This is a genomic window from Robertmurraya dakarensis (assembly GCF_900156875.1).
Taxonomy (GTDB): Bacteria; Bacillota; Bacilli; order Bacillales; family Cytobacillaceae; genus Robertmurraya; species Robertmurraya dakarensis.
On sequence record NZ_LT707409.1, the window covers coordinates 2253443 to 2269994 of the forward strand.

The following is a 16552-nucleotide window of genomic DNA, read 5'->3' on the forward strand; positions in this document are numbered from 1 at the left end:
ATGTTAGAAAGGAGGCATCCATATGTTGCCAAGACCACAAGGACCATTTCCAGGAAGAGTACCCCCGCGAATGATGCACTCTGGTATGAGCAGAGGTAACTTTCCACCGATGAGCAGAATGGGGATGGGCCAAGGAATGCAGAGAGGTATGCAGCAGCGAAGCGGAGGTCTGCTTGCAAAACTCCTTGGTAAAGGAGGAACCCAAGGGGGAGCAGTCAATCCATTCGGTCCAGCAAATGCTAGTCGTGCCTTTACCGGCGGAACTGGAAGCGGGGGTGGAGGAGGAATACTAAAAGCCCTCAGTAATCCTCAGAACATTAGCGGATTCCTATCCAATACCCAAAAGGTGCTCAATACAGCTCAACAAATTGGTCCGATGGTTCAGCAATACGGTCCACTTGTTCGCAATTTACCTGCTATGTGGAAGCTATACAAAGGATTTAAAGACCTGCCATCTGATTCTCAAGAAGAAGAAAAGCCAACAGAAAGTTCAAGCTTAGAAGCAGCATCTGAAGCTTTTCCTAAGAAACAAACTCATAGAAAAAGAAAGCAAAAAGCTTCAACACCTAAAAAGGAGGAAGAAATCCCTGCTATGAAAAAACAAAGCACTAAGGGTACTTCTACTCCAAAATTATATATATAAACTTTAGAATGCCGAACAGCGCATTCTTTTTTCTTTGGTGCTAACTATTTCTACCAATCAACCACAAATTGAGGTTTTGTGAAAAGTCCTATATAATGAAATCATAGATTAAGAGCAAACCTGTTATTAGGAGGTACCAAATTTGAAAGTAATAAAATTATCGCCACGCGGTTATTGCTATGGTGTTGTCGATGCTATGGTCATTGCCAGAAACGCGGCATTAGATAAATCTTTACCAAGACCAATCTATATCCTCGGAATGATTGTTCATAATAAACATGTAACAGATGCCTTTGAAGAAGACGGCATTATCACGCTGGATGGAAATAATAGAAAAGAAATTCTCGAAGAAGTGGATGGCGGAACCGTTATTTTTACCGCACATGGAATTTCACCTGAAGTAAGGGAATTAGCGAAGCAAAAAGGTTTAGTTTCGATTGATGCCACCTGTCCTGATGTGACGAGAACACATGACCTGATACAAGAAAAGACATCACAAGGTTACCAAATCATCTATATTGGCAAGAAAGGTCATCCTGAGCCTGAAGGAGCCGTTGGTGTGGCTCCACACGCTGTTCACCTTGTGGAAAACCTGGATGATGTCAAAAATCTAACCCTTAAAGATGAAAAGCTTGTTGTAACCAATCAGACAACTATGAGTCAGTGGGATGTAGGGCATATCATGGATAGCTTAAGAGAAAAATATCCTAATGCTGAATTCCATAATGAAATTTGTAATGCCACACAAGTTCGTCAAGAAGCGGTTGCTACACAAGCAGGTGAAGCTGATGTTACGATTGTGGTAGGTGATCCTAAAAGCAATAATTCAAATCGCCTAGCTCAAGTTTCTGAAGAAATTGCTGGTACAAAAGCATATCGAATTGGTGATTTGTCAGAGCTGGATATCAATTGGATCAAAGACGCATCCACGGTTGCTGTTACATCTGGAGCATCTACGCCGACACCAATCACAAAAGAAGTGATTTCATTTATTGAAAAGTTTGATCCTAATGACGAATCCACTTGGAAGGCTGAGAAAAAGGTTCCATTAAATAAAATACTTCCTAAGGTGAAAAGAGCATAGTAGATAAGAAACCAGGCTAAGGCCCGGTTTCTTTTTTCTTAAAGAAATTGAAAAGGATCTGTGTGGAGTTCTGAAGGGAAAATTGAAACGTCGTACCCCTTTTCTTTAAACATATTTGATAAAATGCTTGCAACACCCTTCTTCATTACTTTTTCGACATTATGACCAGGATCAATCATATTTAACCCCTCCATCATAGCATCATGTGCTACATGGTAATAAATATCTCCTGTCACATACACATCCGCACCTTTAAATTTAGCTGACATAAAATATTTGTTCCCATCGCCGCCTAAAACGGCCACTTTCTTTACTTTGTCATTTAAATCTCCAACTACACGGACTCCTTTTACATCTAGTGCCTCTTTGACATGTTGCGCAAACTCTTTTAAAGACATCTCTTTGATGGTCCCAATTCTCCCTAAACCAAGCGACTCCCCTTTATTATCTAAAGGATATATATCATAGGCAACTTCCTCATATGGATGGTGTTTAAACATGGCAGAAAGAACCTTTTTCTCAAGATGTTCTGGATATATCGTTTCGATACGAACTTCATTTACATGTTCAAGCTTTCCACTGGTTCCAATATGAGGATTTGTCCCCGCACCAGGAAGGAACTGACCAGTTCCAGAAGCGGAGAACGAACAATGACTATAGTTGCCAATCGCCCCTGCTCCAGCATTGCCCAGCGCCTCTCTCAGACCATCTGCGTTCTCCTCAGGTACAAAGACAACCAATTTTTTTAACTTCACATCATATGTAGGTGAAAGTACTTCTATGTTAGATAAACCAAGAGCTTCTGCCAGCAAGTCGTTTACACCGCCCTTAGCCACATCTAAATTAGTATGGGCGGCATAAACAGCAATTTCATGTTTGATTAGTTTTTCAATAATTTTACCAGCCTTTGTCTCCGTATTAATTTTTTGCAATGGACGATAAATAAGCGGATGATGCGCAATGATTAAGCCAACATTTTTTTCAATAGCTTCATCCACTACTTCATTCGTAACATCGAGAGCGACTAATACATTTTCAATCTTTTGACTTAAAGACCCAATCTGCAAGCCAATCTTATCTCCTTCCATAGCATAACTCTTAGGAGAAAATTGCTCAAAACATTGAATAATCTCATGGCCGTTTACTTTCTTCATTATCAACTGCCTCCTCCACCATCTTTATCTTTTCCTGCAGTTCTTCTCTCTTTTTATCGTTTTCCTCTGACCGTGACGCACGATCTAATTGTTGCAAAATTCTCTTCCAGTTTTTCAGTTCACCTTGCCATTTTGTTTGAAAAGCAGGCTCCATTTCTTTCTTTAAAAAAGGCCCGAGTAATAGACCTGTTGAAAGGTCATCGTTTACATAAGGTTTTTTCGGATCTCCCTTTTCAGCGATAAGTATCTCATAAATTTTGCCATCTTCCTCCAAAATCTCTTCGGCAATTAATTCCCAGCCTGATTCAAGAAGCCAAGTTCTAATCGAAATGGCACTAAGATTAGGCTGCAAAATCAGCCGTTTTACATTCTCGAGTTTTTCTTTCCCATTCTCAAGAATGCTAGCAATTAGAGCTCCACCCATTCCTGCAATTGTAATGCAGTCTACTTCTCCAGGTTTGATTACTTCGAGCCCGTCTCCTTTTCTTACCTGAACCTTTTCAGTCAGCTCTTCCAGCTGTACCTGTTTTCTTGCTGATTGAAACGGACCTTCTGCAACTTCCCCAGCGACCGCGTAAGGAACCTTCCCGGCTTGGACTACATGACATGGCAAATAAGCATGATCTGAACCAATATCGGCTAGTGTGTATCCTTCTGGTATATACTTTGCCACCGTTTCCAGCCGATTGGATAACTTTTCTGTATTCATTTTCTCACCACTTCGTTGTATTTACATTTTAGAAAACACGTACTGCCGCCATAATGGGCGGGTATTGATGTCTTTTCCTACCATTAGAGAGTTAAACCTTCTTAAAGTATAAAAAAAGTCCTTTACTTATGCAAAGGACTTTCCTTAATTCTATAAATGATTATTTTAAACCTGCCAGCCATTCAGCCATTTCTGGAGCTTGTTCAGCTGTAACTAAACCACCAGGCATGGAACCCTTACCATTTACAAGAATGTCTTGAATTTCTTCAGGGCTTAATTTATCGCCAACACCAATTAGAGCTGGACCTACACCACCTGAATAATCTCCGCCGTGACAACCAATACAGCCTGCTTGCTGGTAAAGCTCTTCTGGTGTCGCAGCTGCAGTATCAGTCTGCTCGCCACCGCCTTCTTGTTCCGCAGCGATTTCTTCCATATCGCCAAGTCCCTTAAAGGACATCAAGAACATAGCAGCTATCCCAATGACCATAATTAGAACGAATGGAATAATTGGATTTCGATTCATGCTTTAACCTCCCTTATGTACGTACACTTAATCAGATGATAAATATATGTGCAAACAATCTTTATTTTACTCGAAAATCGTCAGAAGGAAAAGCCCTAAAGTAAACTTTGTCACAGAAGTTCGGAAAAAAGACAAATTTTCAGTCTTTAATATGCCTTATTAAGATTTTTAACATCATATAAAAAAAATATTAGCTAAATTTATTTTAAAATTATTTTAGTACATATTTTATAACAAAGATTTAAGTATGTGAATCTTTCATTTACGGCATTAACTTTTAAATAAAAATAGAAATAATTAAGAGTCCCAATCCTAAAGTCCCTGATATCGAAAAATAAATCAGCTTCAGCCTCCATCCTGCTAACAACCACAGCAAACAGTTAACAACTAGTACCGCATACAGGATTCCTGCGCTTTCCGGAAAGATTGCTGTCGTTAATTCAACAGTTGATAGCAACAATATCATCGCAGTAACTGCGAGCGGAACTTGATAGAACATTCCTTTTTTAGAAAAGTAATAAACAAAAATAATTCCTGTTATCATAAAAATGATAGAAAGACCTATTTGCAAATCGATAGACAATTCTGTAAAATAAAGAAAAAACACAGATATTGGAATTAAGACTAAAGGCAGCAAACTTATTGCAGTTTGATGATTCCTCTTAGGTTTGGAAGATTGTGTCGGCTGATTTCCTTCCGTATACAATGCTAAAAGATAATCACAGTACTGCTCTGGAAGCATGCGATTTTCCTTCCAGTATAAAATTTCTTGAATGATCATTTTTTTACGGTCATGGTCCATAATTTTATTCCTTCCAAAGTAAATAATTACAAAAAAATAGTTTACTTCAATTGTATGAAGTAAACTATCGTCTGGCAATGCCTATTCTAAAAAGTCTTTTAAACGTTTGCTTCTGCTTGGATGTCTTAATTTACGCAGCGCTTTTGCTTCGATTTGTCTGATTCGTTCACGTGTAACGCCGAAGACCTTACCGACTTCCTCAAGCGTGCGTGTTCGTCCATCATCGAGTCCGAAACGAAGTCTTAAGACATTTTCTTCCCGATCTGTTAACGTGTCTAATACATCTTCCAGCTGCTCTTTAAGCAGCTCATAGGCAGCGTGCTCAGAAGGAGAAGTGGCATCTTGGTCCTCGATAAAGTCTCCAAGGTGTGAATCATCTTCCTCACCAATTGGTGTTTCAAGGGAAACAGGCTCTTGTGCAATTTTTAATATTTCCCGCACCTTGTCCGGTGTCAAATCCATATCTTCAGCAATTTCTTCAGGTGTTGGTTCTCTTCCTAGGTCCTGTAGTAATTGGCGCTGAACACGTATTAATTTATTAATCGTTTCAACCATATGAACCGGAATACGGATCGTTCTTGCCTGGTCTGCAATGGCTCTTGTGATAGCTTGGCGGATCCACCATGTAGCATAAGTACTGAATTTAAATCCTTTACGATAATCGAACTTTTCAACAGCCTTGATAAGACCCATATTCCCTTCTTGAATTAAATCAAGGAAAAGCATGCCGCGTCCAACGTATCGTTTGGCAATACTTACTACAAGACGCAGGTTTGCTTCAGCAAGACGTCTTTTTGCTTCTTCATCGCCTTCTTCTATTCTTTCCGCTAAATTAATTTCTTCTTCTGCTGATAATAAATCCACACGTCCGATTTCCTTTAAGTACATCCTAACAGGGTCATTAATTTTCACTCCTGGCGGCACACTTAAATCGTTCAAATCGAATTCTTCTTCTCCCTTGGCTAATTCTTGAACATTTGGGTCTTCATCTTCGGCATCATCAACTAAGTCAATTCCCTGCTCACCCAAAAATTCATAGAACTCATCCATCTGCTCTGATTCAACCTCAAAGCTTGAGAGTTTCTCCGCTATATGATCATAGGCTAGGACGCCGGTCTTCTTTCCAATTTCTAATAATTGATCCTTCACTTGTTCTAGGGTCAAATCTGAATCAACCTCTTTTGAACGGGCTGACTTTTCAGCCATATGTACCCCTCCTTCTAAAATACAAACACAACTTTTTCCTATTCATTACGGCAGAGCAGCTAATAAATGCTATCGCCTTATATCAACATCAATATCAACCTTTTTTAAGCTTAACAATCGATTGTATTGATGGAAGTTCATGTTTTTAAAGATTTTCGTAATTGAATAATTTCCATTGCGATTTGAGCCGCTTTAATAAAATCTTTTTGCCGCTCCGCTTCCTTCTCCTCAGCTTCTTTTTCTTTTATTTTTAACATCTTTTGATGATTCAACACCTGCTTAATGTAATCAGATAATTCTTGTTCAGTTAACTCTTCACTGATAGACATCATCTCAATATTTGCCACAATTCTTCTTAAATGATCGTCTTCGAGAAAATTAATGAACTGACTCGGATCTGGTTCCATTCCTTTTTCATAATATCCATATAAATAAGTAATAATAGCTTGATGTTCGTCAACATTAAAGGGATGACCATTTAGCATGTCCTGTACTTTATATGCGATATTAGGGTCTCTCATCATATATGAAATTAAACGTCTTTCTGCATTATGAAAGGCAGGTCTCAGCGGTTCTGCTGATTTTTGCGGTACAAATGATTGGTTCAATCCAGAAGCCTGTTTTCCGCGATTGTTTTTTCGATTTGCGTAGTAAATCTGTTTTTGTTGTTCCTTTAAGGCTTCTAGTGAAATCGAAAATTCTGATGCGAGCTGTCGCAGATAATGATCCCGCTCAACCGCTTTATCCAGCTGACTAATTTCCCTTAATACTTCTTCGATATATTGGAGCCGATTTCCTTCGTTTTGAAGATCTTTTCCCCTTTTTAAGTAAAGCAGCTTAAAAGCCATAAAGGTCAGGCTAGAACCAATTACTTCATGATTAAATTTGTCTGTTCCATATTTTTTTATATAATCATCAGGGTCGTTCCCGTCAGGCATGACGGCAATTTTCACTTGCGTACCGGACTCCGTAAGCAGTGTTGCCGCTCGGTATGCAGCTTCAATCCCAGCATTGTCAGAGTCATAGCAAATCGTTACTGATTCGGCATTACGGCGAATCAGTACCACATGGTCATCTGTTAAAGATGTACCCATGGTTGCGACACCATTTTCAATGCCAGCGCGATTAGCTGCAATGCAATCGGCAAAACCCTCAAAAAGGACCATTTGACGGGATTTCCTAATTGCAGCCCTAGCTAAATGAAAATTGTAAAGTATTTTACTTTTATTAAAGATTGCCGTTTCTGGGCTATTTAAATATTTGGGCTCGCCGGCCCCGAGTGACCTTCCAGAAAATGCAACCGTATTTCCTTTTGCATCAAGAATAGGAAACATGATCCGATCACGAAACCGATCAAAATAGCTTCCATCCTTTTCACGTTTAATGATTAATCCTGCCTTTTCAAGTATGGCAGGTTGATAATTTCTTTTTGAAAGAAATTTAAAAACAAAATCCCATGAATTTAAAGCATATCCGATTTGAAACTTTTCAATTGCCTCCAGCGTAAATCCCCTATTCAGAAGGTATTCTAAAGCATGCTGACCGTCTTTTGTATTCACAAGTAAATGATGATAGAATTTACGTAATAAGTCATGTGCTTCGACCATCAGTTGAAAATCATTCGGTACTGAGGATTCCTTTGAGAATGAAGATGACGGAAGATCTAGTTCAATATTTGCTTTTTTAGCAAGCATGACAGCAGTCTCTTGGAACGAGTAACCTTCTAGCTCCATTAAAAAGGAAAATACATTTCCGCCTGCTCCGCAGCCAAAACAATGAAAAATTTGTTTATCAGATGACACAGAGAATGAAGGTGTATTTTCTCCATGAAATGGACATAAACCAAAATAGTTTCGCCCCTGTTTCTTTAATTGTACATAGTCGCTAATTACTTCAACTATATCAACAGCTTGGCGAATTTCATTGATTTTTTCTTCAGCAATTCGCTCCGCCATGAAAACAACTCCATAATTTATTCGTCAAAAATTAAAGATCCCCTTCATTTTTCGACAAAAGTTTTATAAAAAAATTCTTAAACCTTACTATATCTTCTTTGCTATAGGGCTTTGGTCCTTTCCCATAATGTCCCCTTCGCCGCGCTTTAGCAGCAAGGTACCTCATATGTAATGCAGATTGGATATCTTTCTCCTCATATAAATTCCCTCTTGGATGCAGGACCTTTACATTTTTAAGGAGCAGTGTGGAGGCAAGACCAGTATCTTGCGTAACTACAATATCTCCACTTTTTACATAATTCATAATAAATAAGTCTGCAGATTCTTTCCCAATGTCCACATAATGCCAGGTTCCCCCCAATGAGTCATTTTTGACGTGATCATAGGAAGCAACGAACACAACCTCAACCCCAAAATCACCAGCAATTTCGACAATTTCCTCTTTTACGGGACAGGAATCTGCATCCACAACAACAGTTGGTTTGCCCAATGTACTATTAATTCTACATCACTCCACATATTCCTTCTAAAAAAGAATAACTTTTGGGAACTATGAACTTGTCGAATTTTTTTCGGGTACTATTCTTGACTTCTAACAATAAATAGTTTATTCGTTCACATGTAAGTCTAAACCTATAATGAACATTTTTATCACAATTTTTTATTATAGTATAAAAATATGGTATTTACCATTATTTTTTTCCCCATATTCAACTTTATTTTCGAACAAAAAGAAAACTAGCACAATGAAAAAGCTTGCACTAGTTCCTCGCTATATTTTTGTAGTAGTGATTTAAAATGACATTAGCCGTTTCCTCTACTGCTTTGTTGGTGACATCGACAATCGGGCAGCCAATCTTGGTAACGACTTGATCAAAGTATGTCAGTTCTTCCTTAATTCGATCTAAATTGGCGTAACTCGCTGTATCATTTAATCCTAAAGAAATTAACCTTTCTCTGCGAATTTGGTTTAACTTCTCTGAACTGATTTTTAGACCAAAGCATTTTTCAGCTGTAACCTTGAACAACTCTTCTGGAGGGTCTACTTCAGGTACCAAAGGGACATTAGCCACTTTTAAGCGTTTATGTGCCAAGTACTGTGACAGAGGTGTCTTAGACGTTCTAGAGACTCCGACAAGTACAATATCAGCCTTTAAGATCCCGCGCGGATCCCGGCCATCATCATATTTAACAGCAAACTCGATTGCCTCAACCTTTTTAAAATAATCTTCATCGAGTTTCCGAACGAGACCTGGTTCAAAGAGAGGTTTTTTCCCGCTCGCTTGTTGAATCTGATCTATTAATGGGCCTACGATATCACAAGTGTAAATTCCTTCTCTTTGACTAAGTTCTTTCATATATTCTCTCATTTCAGGTTTAACTAGCGTGTAAGCAATCATTCCCTGATCCATTTTAACCAGCGAGATCACTTCATCGATATCTGTCATGTCCTCTACATATGGAAACCTCTTAATGGTTGTGCTATTGCCATTAAATTGGCTAACAGCAGCTTTTGTAACAAGCTCCGCTGTTTCCCCGACAGAGTCTGACACGACATAGATGATCGGCATATTTCCCATTCCTTACTCATCCCCTCATACATTTAATCCGCTGCAATCTTGGTGCTTTTTAGTGATCCGTTGCCAGCGCTACGAGAGCCTTTGTTAAATTAGTCTTTGTTACACGGCCAATTACCTCAAAGCCTTTTTCCGTTTCTTTCACTACTGGCAAGGAATCAATTTGTTTTTCGATCAACTTTTTTGCTACGTCTATTAATAAATCATCTTTTTCACAGACCGTAATATTCGGCATTCTTGTCATAATGATATTAACTGGAAGAGTATTTAGCTCCTGTTTACCAATGCTTGCTCGAAGCAGGTCTTTTCTTGATAGGACACCGGCCAGGACATTTTTCTGGTCTACTACAAATAGCGTTCCCACATCTTCTAAAAACATCGTAACAATCGCATCATATACTGAAACATTTTCATTAATGACTACCGGAATAGATTGGTAGTCTCTTACAAATAATTTATTTAAGTTATCTGTCAGCAGCTGCACTCCTGATTTTCCAGTATAAAAATACCCAACCCTCGGACGTGCATCCAAGAAACCGGCCATCGTTAAAATGGCTAAATCTGGTCTCAATGTGGCCCTTGTTAAATTTAATCTTTCCGCAATCTGCTCTCCTGTAATAGGGCCATTATCCTTAACGATTTCTAATATCTGCTCTTGCCTTTTATTGAGTTCTATTGTACTCACCACCTAACACTGCTAATAAGAAAAGCGCAAGCGCCTTGCTCACCCCCGACAAGCACAAGACAAGCCTCACGGAAAGGTGTTCTTTACCTTTCTGGGAGGATTGGCTTGTGACCTCGAGGGGGTAGGCGCTGGAGCTAGACCGCTTTCTAAATTCAAGAAGTTATAATTGCTTATCTCGAAAAAACGAATAAGACATACTTTATATTAATTATTATATACTTATTAGCCAAAATGAAAAAGAAGTTTCACTCTAATAGGGGAGTCACAATAGTACTATTTTTAGCTCCTATTAGGGAGAAGAGCCTTATCCCCAAAAAGGGACAGGCTCTACAACCTAATAGATCCTATTTAGCTTCTTTAAGCGTTATTACTTAACGAGAATCTCTCTTACATTTGCAAAACTCTTAATCATGTCAGCAAGGCTTGCCATGAAGCTTAAGCGATTATTCTTTAACTTCTCATCCTCAGCCATTACCATCGTATGATCAAAATATGCATTGATGTCTTCTTTCATAGAGAGAAGTAGGCGATAGTAGTCTTCCTCTGTCACACCATTTGAAATGGTTGTCTTCACCTCTAGATATTTATTATAAAGGTTATGTTCATATTCATTCTCAAATAGATCTGTTTCTACTTTTTTAGCTCCCTCTGCTTTAGAAGAAATATTGAGCACCCTGCTCAAAGCTTCCATACTTTCCTTAAAGCCCTCTTCTTCTTTTTTCAAGTTCAGAATATCCGCCTTGCGAACTAATGAAGGAACACTATGAAGTTCACTTCCAAGCGTCGCATCGATCAAGTCATAGCGAATGCCTCGCTCTTGAAGCACGTGTTTAACGCGCAGTTTAAAGAACGTAATAAGCTCATCCTTTAATTCATTATTTTCAAGCTTTGAAAACCCAGCATTTTCAACTAGTTCAACGGCTAAATTAATCAGCTTTTCAAGATGAATATCCCAATCCATACTAATCAATGTTTGAACAATTCCTGTTGCTTGTCTTCTTAAGGCATATGGATCTTGCGAACCGCTAGGAATTTTTCCGATAGCAAATGTAGACACAATGCTATCAAGCTTATCGGCAATTGCCAGCGCAGCACCGGCCTCTGACCCAGCTGTTGAATCTTCAGCGTTACGCGGCATATAGTGTTCATTAATTGCCTTTGCAACTGCTGGTTCTTCTCCCTTTTGCAGAGCGTATTTTTCACCCATAAAGCCTTGTAATTCAGGGAATTCATAGACCATATTTGTCACAAGATCAAACTTACAAATTTCAGCTGCACGATCTGCCGCTTTTTTGTCTTGATCAGGAAAATTCATTAAATCTGCAAGTTGATTTGTCAGCTTGCGTACGCGCTGGCCCTTCTCAGCAAGCGTTCCTATTTCTTCGTGATAAACGATGGTTTCAAGCTTTGCCAGCGCCTTGTTAATGTCCATTCTTTGATCTTCTTTATAGAAAAACGCAGCATCAGCAAGTCTAGCTCTAAGAACTTTTTCATTCCCTCTTGCCACTGTTTCAATATGCTCGTCATTTCCATTTCGAACAGTGACAAAATATGGAAGAAGCTTTCCATCTTGGGATTTAACTGGGAAATATCGCTGATGTTCCTTCATTGACGTAATCAGAACTTCTTCAGGCAGCTCAAGGAATTCCTCTTCAAAACGCCCGAAAAGAGCCGTTGGATATTCAACTAAATTTGTGACCTCTTCCAATAAATCTTCATCAACTGGAATGCTCCACTTATTTTCTTCTTCAATCTTCTTTAACTGTGAAACAATAGCTTCTTTCCGCTCTTTCGCATTAACCATAACATATTGACGCAGTAATTCTGTTGCATAGTGCTCTGGAGAGGAAATCTCTACTCGATCACCTAAGAACCGATGTCCGTATGTGATCTTTCCAGTTGAGACATTAGCAATCTCAAACGGAACAACGTCAGAACCGAATAATGCTATCAGCCATTTAATCGGTCTAATATATCTTAAATCCTGATCAGCCCAGCGCATATTTTTCGGGAAAGTAAGATGCGTAACAATATCTTTAATTTCAGGTAGAATGTCAGCCGTTTTCGACCCTTTTATGAATTTTTGAACATGCGCATATTCAATACCGTTAATTTCTTTAAAATATATATCTTCAACCGTCATTCCCTGACCACGTGTAAATCCAATAGCAGCTTTCGACCATTCCCCATTTTCAGTTAAGGCAATTTTCTTTGCTGGTCCTTTTGCTTCTTCATGAAGGTCTTCCTGTGCTTCAGAAACACCCTGTATTAATACCGCTAACCTTCTTGGGGTAGAAAAAGTTTGCACATCATCAAAGTTAATTTTCTTATCTTGCAGCCAGGCTTGCATTTTTTCCGCAAGTTGTTGAATTGAACTTGTTACAAATCTAGCAGGCATTTCCTCTAGGCCAATTTCTAATAACAAATCACGTTTACTCATGGCTGTTCTCCTCCTTCGCCATCAAAATTGGAAAACCTAATTTTTCGCGTTCTTCATAGAAGGTCTTTGCTACTTTTCTAGCTAGGTTTCGGCACCGGCCAATATACCCTGTTCTTTCTGTAACAGAGATCGCTCCTTTTGCATCTAGAAGATTGAAGGCATGAGAACATTTTAGAACATAATCATATGCAGGATGTACAAGCCCTTCCTCCATTTGTCGATGCGCTTCTTTTTCATAGATAGTAAAAAGATTAAAAAGCATGTCCGTGTCGGAAGTTTCAAACGTATACTTTGAATGTTCATATTCCGGTTGAAGGAAGATATCTCTGACTGTAAAACCATCTGTCCATTCTAAGTCAAATACATTTTCTTTATCCTGAATGTAGGAAGCTAGTCTTTCTATTCCGTATGTAATCTCAACTGATACTGGTTTACACTCCAGACCGCCTACTTGTTGGAAGTAGGTGAACTGCGTAATTTCCATCCCATCTAACCAAACTTCCCAGCCTAATCCAGCACAACCCAGTGAAGGGTTTTCCCAGTTATCTTCAACGAAACGGATATCATGTTCTAATGGATTGATCCCCAAAGCTCGCAATGAATCCAAATATAACTCCTGGATATTGTCAGGTGAAGGTTTCATAATCACTTGAAATTGGTGATGCTGATAAAGCCTGTTTGGATTTTCCCCATAACGACCGTCAGCAGGGCGACGGGAAGGTTCAACATAAGCAACGTTCCATGGTTCAGGTCCAATCGCCCGCAAGAACGTATAAGGGCTCATAGTGCCCGCCCCTTTTTCCACATCGTACGCTTGCATAAGAATACAACCTTGATCAGACCAATGCTTTTGCAGTGTTAAAATCATATTTTGAATGTTCATCATCTACCATCCTTTCATTTATTTTTCCACAGCACAAAAAACTCTCATCTCTATGCTGTAGAAGCATAGGGACGAGAGTTACCCGCGGTTCCACCCTATTTGCTGCAAGAAGCAGCCACTTTATATGCCTGTAAATTCGGCGATTGCTCAGGAACGCCCTTCCTTAACATTCTATTTCCCAGCTTGCACCATCCTGGGATCGCTTGTATAGAGGCTGCTAAGTACTCTTTTCCATCAACGCAATATTCATTTTAATTTAATTTAATTTGAATCATAGCTAAAAAAAATCACATTGTCAATATTATTGTCTTAAATTGTCTAATTGATTCATTTGATTAAGGAACTTTTTTGTTTTCAATTGCAATCCAGAGTATTCATCATAGTAGGCTGAAATAACCCGCTTTAATTCTCTCTTTGTTTCTTCCTTAACGGAGATATTTCCTAATCTTGATAAGTCAATGTAATAAAACAATCTAAGAAGTTTAACTGTCGCTTGCGAAATTTTAAAATGATAAGGATCTTTATGCAGACATCTATGACATATAAGGCCGTTTTCTCTTATCGAAAACGAGAAATTACCATCTCCACTGCCGCATACAGCACATTTATTAAGAACAGGATATAAACCAATTGTGTTTAACATTTTCATTTCAAAAATATTGGTCAATATTTCTGGGTCATAGCCCTCATTTATATAATTAAGTGTTTGGTGGACTAGTTCGAACAAAAAAGGATTTGGCTTCTTTTCTTCGCAAGATTTATCAGTTAAATCAACAATATAGCTGGCATAGGCTGTAAGAAATATATCTTCCTTTATATGACGCATGGAGGATATCATATCACCCTGCTGCAATCCTCCTAGTCCCTTTCCTCTTTGAACAAGGAAATATCCATATGTAAAAGGTTGGGTGATAGCAGCCAGCCTGCTATTCGGCTTTTTAGCTCCACGCGCCATCACACCAACCTTGCCCCACTCACGTGTATATAAAGTAACAACTTTATTTGTTTCACCATAATGGTTTGTGCGAATTACGATGCCTTCACATTTTTCAAGCATCTGCTTGGTCACCATCCTGTTCACAGGACAAAAACCTAGAGATATGGAAACTCCTCTGCTAGTTCTGCATCGTGGTCATCGGGTATTTCTTGATTCTCCTTCTCTAATTCCTTAAAAAGAAGATACATGTCAATATTACCTGTTTGCGAAAACACTTTCCAGGTAAAATCTAACATCAAAAATCCCACCTTTCAAATTTTCGACTAGCATTTCTATCCCAAATCCTTACCTTTATCTTAGCCCTGTCTTATTGAATTCATGAGACGAAAATATTGTAAATCAAAAACGTGCATAATTTTGAACAACCATTAATATTTTAAAAGGGTGTGAGATACATCAATATTCATCTTCACGAAAGCCAAAATCTCTTAGTTGTGACATACGATTTCGCCAATCCTTTTGCACCTTAACCCATAATTCTAGAAATACCTTTGATCCTAGAAGATTTTCAATATCAATACGTGCTCGTTTACCAATTTCCTTTAACATACTGCCTTGTTTTCCAATGATGATTCCTTTTTGCGAGTCTCTCTCAACAATAACAGTAGCCATTACATGAACAACATCTCTTTCGCCGTCACGTTCCATTTTTTCAATAACAACCGCTAAGGAGTGAGGAATCTCTTCCCTGGTTAAATGCAGCGCTTTCTCCCGGATAAGTTCAGAAACGATAAACCTTTCTGGATGATCTGTCACTTGATCAGCTGGATAGAACTGCGGGCCCTCAGGTAGGTATTTTTTTATTTGTTCAAGTAGTTTTTCTACATTATTCCCTTGTAATGCAGATATCGGGACGATTTCAGCAAAAGGATACTTTTCCTTATAAGAATCTATTAGTGAGATTAATTGTTCAGGATGGATTTGGTCTATCTTATTGATAACAAGAAAAATTGGAGTTTTTACCGATTGAAATTTTTCAATGATAAATTCTTCTCCACGTCCAAACCCTTCTTCTGCATTAACCATGAATAAAACGATATCAACTTCTTTTAAAGTATTCTGCGCAACCTTCATCATAAAGTCGCCAAGTCGATGCTTCGGCTTATGGATACCTGGTGTATCAATAAAAATTAACTGTGCATCATCTGTCGTTAAAACGCCTTGGACTTTGTTTCGCGTTGTTTGTGGTTTATCACTCATAATGGCGATCTTTTGCCCAATGACACGATTAAGGAAAGTTGATTTTCCCACATTAGGCCTGCCAATAATCGATATAAACCCTGATTTATGCTGATTTTGATTACTTTGTTCCTTATTCATTTAAGTCCTCCGGTGAAAAAGCTCCAGGGAGTAATTCTTCTACTGTTAATTCTTTTATATCCCCTTTTAAGTTCGTCAAAACGACTTTCATGTCTTTTGGGCACAATTCTGAAATGACTTGGCGACATGCTCCACACGGCGCAACTGGGCCATCTGTATCTGCAATAACTGCCAACATTGCAAACTCTCGATCTCCTTCAGAATAAGCCTTAAATAATGCAGTTCTTTCTGCACAGTTCGCCATGCTATAGGCAGCGTTTTCAATATTACAGCCTCGATACACTTTGCCATCTGTTGTCAGAAGTGCTGCACCTACTTGGAATTTAGAGTATGGAACATAAGCTTTTTCTCTTGCTAATTTTGCTTCTTGTATCAAATTTCCGAGATCCAAAAAGATTCTTCCTTTCCTTAGAAGACTACCGCTTCTTTTATTTTACCTTAATCATCTTATCATTTCATCGTTTGTTGCAAAAATGTAATAAATAAGTTTGAATTTTCTAATAATTATTCTTTCCTTTTCAAAGAAAGATATTGTCATTTTACTGTTTTTTAGTTCATGATTCAAATTTCA

17 protein-coding genes and 1 other annotated feature are annotated in these 16552 nt (G+C 38.5%); of the genes, 2 read left to right on the forward strand and 15 right to left on the reverse strand.

Features of this window, described 5'->3' with window-relative positions; genetic code table 11:
* Nucleotides 1–22: 22 nt before the first annotated feature.
* Both vrrA and CZ487_RS19770 read left to right on the forward strand, forming a co-directional pair.
* The gene (gene vrrA, locus CZ487_RS19765) at nucleotides 23–643 is read left to right on the forward strand and encodes a VrrA/YqfQ family protein (protein WP_077213998.1); all 621 of its coding nucleotides are present in this window, start codon (nucleotides 23–25) and stop codon (nucleotides 641–643) included.
* Nucleotides 644–785: 142 nt separating this feature from the next.
* A complete protein-coding gene (locus tag CZ487_RS19770; protein ID WP_077213999.1) occupies nucleotides 786–1727 on the forward strand; it encodes a 4-hydroxy-3-methylbut-2-enyl diphosphate reductase in 942 nt (313 codons plus the stop codon).
* 38 nt (nucleotides 1728–1765) lie between these two features.
* Here CZ487_RS19770 and CZ487_RS19775 read toward each other — a convergent pair whose 3' ends face one another.
* The 15 genes from CZ487_RS19775 to CZ487_RS19845 all read right to left on the reverse strand — a co-directional run bounded on the left by CZ487_RS19775 (nucleotide 1766) and on the right by CZ487_RS19845 (nucleotide 16372).
* A complete protein-coding gene (locus CZ487_RS19775) occupies nucleotides 1766–2881 on the reverse strand; it encodes a Nif3-like dinuclear metal center hexameric protein (protein WP_077214000.1) in 1116 nt (371 codons plus the stop codon).
* The gene (locus tag CZ487_RS19780; RefSeq protein WP_077214001.1) at nucleotides 2859–3590 is read right to left on the reverse strand and encodes a tRNA (adenine(22)-N(1))-methyltransferase; all 732 of its coding nucleotides are present in this window, start codon (nucleotides 3588–3590) and stop codon (nucleotides 2859–2861) included. The genes CZ487_RS19775 and CZ487_RS19780 overlap by 23 nt, the downstream gene beginning before the upstream one ends.
* Before the next feature lie 160 nt (nucleotides 3591–3750).
* Complete coding sequence (gene cccA / locus CZ487_RS19785; RefSeq protein ID WP_077214002.1) at nucleotides 3751–4116, reverse strand: cytochrome c550; 366 nt, start codon at nucleotides 4114–4116, stop codon at nucleotides 3751–3753.
* A gap of 277 nt (nucleotides 4117–4393) precedes the next feature.
* The gene (locus tag CZ487_RS19790) at nucleotides 4394–4918 is read right to left on the reverse strand and encodes a hypothetical protein (protein WP_077214003.1); all 525 of its coding nucleotides are present in this window, start codon (nucleotides 4916–4918) and stop codon (nucleotides 4394–4396) included.
* Nucleotides 4919–4999: 81 nt separating this feature from the next.
* A complete protein-coding gene (rpoD, locus tag CZ487_RS19795; RefSeq protein ID WP_077214004.1) occupies nucleotides 5000–6124 on the reverse strand; it encodes an RNA polymerase sigma factor RpoD in 1125 nt (374 codons plus the stop codon).
* Between the two features lie 137 nt (nucleotides 6125–6261).
* Nucleotides 6262–8079, reverse strand: coding sequence for a DNA primase (gene dnaG, locus CZ487_RS19800; protein WP_077214005.1), 1818 nt, complete (start codon nucleotides 8077–8079; stop codon nucleotides 6262–6264).
* Nucleotides 8080–8110: 31 nt separating this feature from the next.
* Nucleotides 8111–8569 (reverse strand): YaiI/YqxD family protein, encoded by a 459-nt coding sequence (locus CZ487_RS19805; protein ID WP_237562921.1) that lies wholly within the window; start codon nucleotides 8567–8569, stop codon nucleotides 8111–8113.
* Nucleotides 8570–8840: 271 nt separating this feature from the next.
* The gene (locus CZ487_RS19810; protein ID WP_077214006.1) at nucleotides 8841–9659 is read right to left on the reverse strand and encodes a pyruvate, water dikinase regulatory protein; all 819 of its coding nucleotides are present in this window, start codon (nucleotides 9657–9659) and stop codon (nucleotides 8841–8843) included.
* A 49-nt stretch (nucleotides 9660–9708) separates the two neighbouring features.
* Nucleotides 9709–10344 carry a transcriptional regulator CcpN gene (locus CZ487_RS19815; RefSeq protein ID WP_077214007.1) on the reverse strand — a complete coding sequence of 212 codons (636 nt, stop codon included), beginning with the start codon at nucleotides 10342–10344 and terminating at the stop codon, nucleotides 9709–9711.
* Between the two features lie 364 nt (nucleotides 10345–10708).
* Complete coding sequence (gene glyS / locus CZ487_RS19820; RefSeq protein ID WP_077214008.1) at nucleotides 10709–12781, reverse strand: glycine--tRNA ligase subunit beta; 2073 nt, start codon at nucleotides 12779–12781, stop codon at nucleotides 10709–10711.
* Nucleotides 12774–13664 carry a glycine--tRNA ligase subunit alpha gene (glyQ, locus tag CZ487_RS19825; RefSeq protein WP_077214009.1) on the reverse strand — a complete coding sequence of 297 codons (891 nt, stop codon included), beginning with the start codon at nucleotides 13662–13664 and terminating at the stop codon, nucleotides 12774–12776. The genes glyS and glyQ overlap by 8 nt, the downstream gene beginning before the upstream one ends.
* 64 nt (nucleotides 13665–13728) lie before the next feature.
* Nucleotides 13729–13911 (reverse strand) — a binding site (T-box leader).
* A gap of 54 nt (nucleotides 13912–13965) precedes the next feature.
* Nucleotides 13966–14721, reverse strand: coding sequence for a DNA repair protein RecO (recO, locus tag CZ487_RS19830; RefSeq protein ID WP_077215403.1), 756 nt, complete (start codon nucleotides 14719–14721; stop codon nucleotides 13966–13968).
* Between the two features lie 35 nt (nucleotides 14722–14756).
* Nucleotides 14757–14897 (reverse strand): YqzL family protein, encoded by a 141-nt coding sequence (locus CZ487_RS19835; RefSeq protein WP_077214010.1) that lies wholly within the window; start codon nucleotides 14895–14897, stop codon nucleotides 14757–14759.
* Nucleotides 14898–15057: 160 nt separating this feature from the next.
* Nucleotides 15058–15981 carry a GTPase Era gene (gene era / locus CZ487_RS19840; RefSeq protein ID WP_077214011.1) on the reverse strand — a complete coding sequence of 308 codons (924 nt, stop codon included), beginning with the start codon at nucleotides 15979–15981 and terminating at the stop codon, nucleotides 15058–15060.
* Complete coding sequence (locus CZ487_RS19845) at nucleotides 15974–16372, reverse strand: cytidine deaminase (protein ID WP_077214012.1); 399 nt, start codon at nucleotides 16370–16372, stop codon at nucleotides 15974–15976. The genes era and CZ487_RS19845 overlap by 8 nt, the downstream gene beginning before the upstream one ends.
* Between the last annotated feature and the right edge of the window lie 180 nt (nucleotides 16373–16552).

Coding starts and splice junctions, on each gene's coding strand:
- glyQ (WP_077214009.1), bottom strand. CDS start 13,664: ATGAACATTCAAAATATGATTTTAACACTGCAAAAGCATTGGTCTGAT.
- CZ487_RS19835 (WP_077214010.1), bottom strand. CDS start 14,897: ATGTTAGATTTTACCTGGAAAGTGTTTTCGCAAACAGGTAATATTGAC.
- CZ487_RS19810 (WP_077214006.1), bottom strand. CDS start 9,659: ATGGGAAATATGCCGATCATCTATGTCGTGTCAGACTCTGTCGGGGAA.
- CZ487_RS19775 (WP_077214000.1), bottom strand. CDS start 2,881: ATGAAGAAAGTAAACGGCCATGAGATTATTCAATGTTTTGAGCAATTT.
- dnaG (WP_077214005.1), bottom strand. CDS start 8,079: ATGGCGGAGCGAATTGCTGAAGAAAAAATCAATGAAATTCGCCAAGCT.
- recO (WP_077215403.1), bottom strand. CDS start 14,721: ATGCTTGAAAAATGTGAAGGCATCGTAATTCGCACAAACCATTATGGT.
- glyS (WP_077214008.1), bottom strand. CDS start 12,781: ATGAGTAAACGTGATTTGTTATTAGAAATTGGCCTAGAGGAAATGCCT.
- rpoD (WP_077214004.1), bottom strand. CDS start 6,124: ATGGCTGAAAAGTCAGCCCGTTCAAAAGAGGTTGATTCAGATTTGACC.
- CZ487_RS19790 (WP_077214003.1), bottom strand. CDS start 4,918: ATGGACCATGACCGTAAAAAAATGATCATTCAAGAAATTTTATACTGG.
- vrrA (WP_077213998.1), top strand. CDS start 23: ATGTTGCCAAGACCACAAGGACCATTTCCAGGAAGAGTACCCCCGCGA.
- era (WP_077214011.1), bottom strand. CDS start 15,981: ATGAATAAGGAACAAAGTAATCAAAATCAGCATAAATCAGGGTTTATA.
- CZ487_RS19780 (WP_077214001.1), bottom strand. CDS start 3,590: ATGAATACAGAAAAGTTATCCAATCGGCTGGAAACGGTGGCAAAGTAT.
- cccA (WP_077214002.1), bottom strand. CDS start 4,116: ATGAATCGAAATCCAATTATTCCATTCGTTCTAATTATGGTCATTGGG.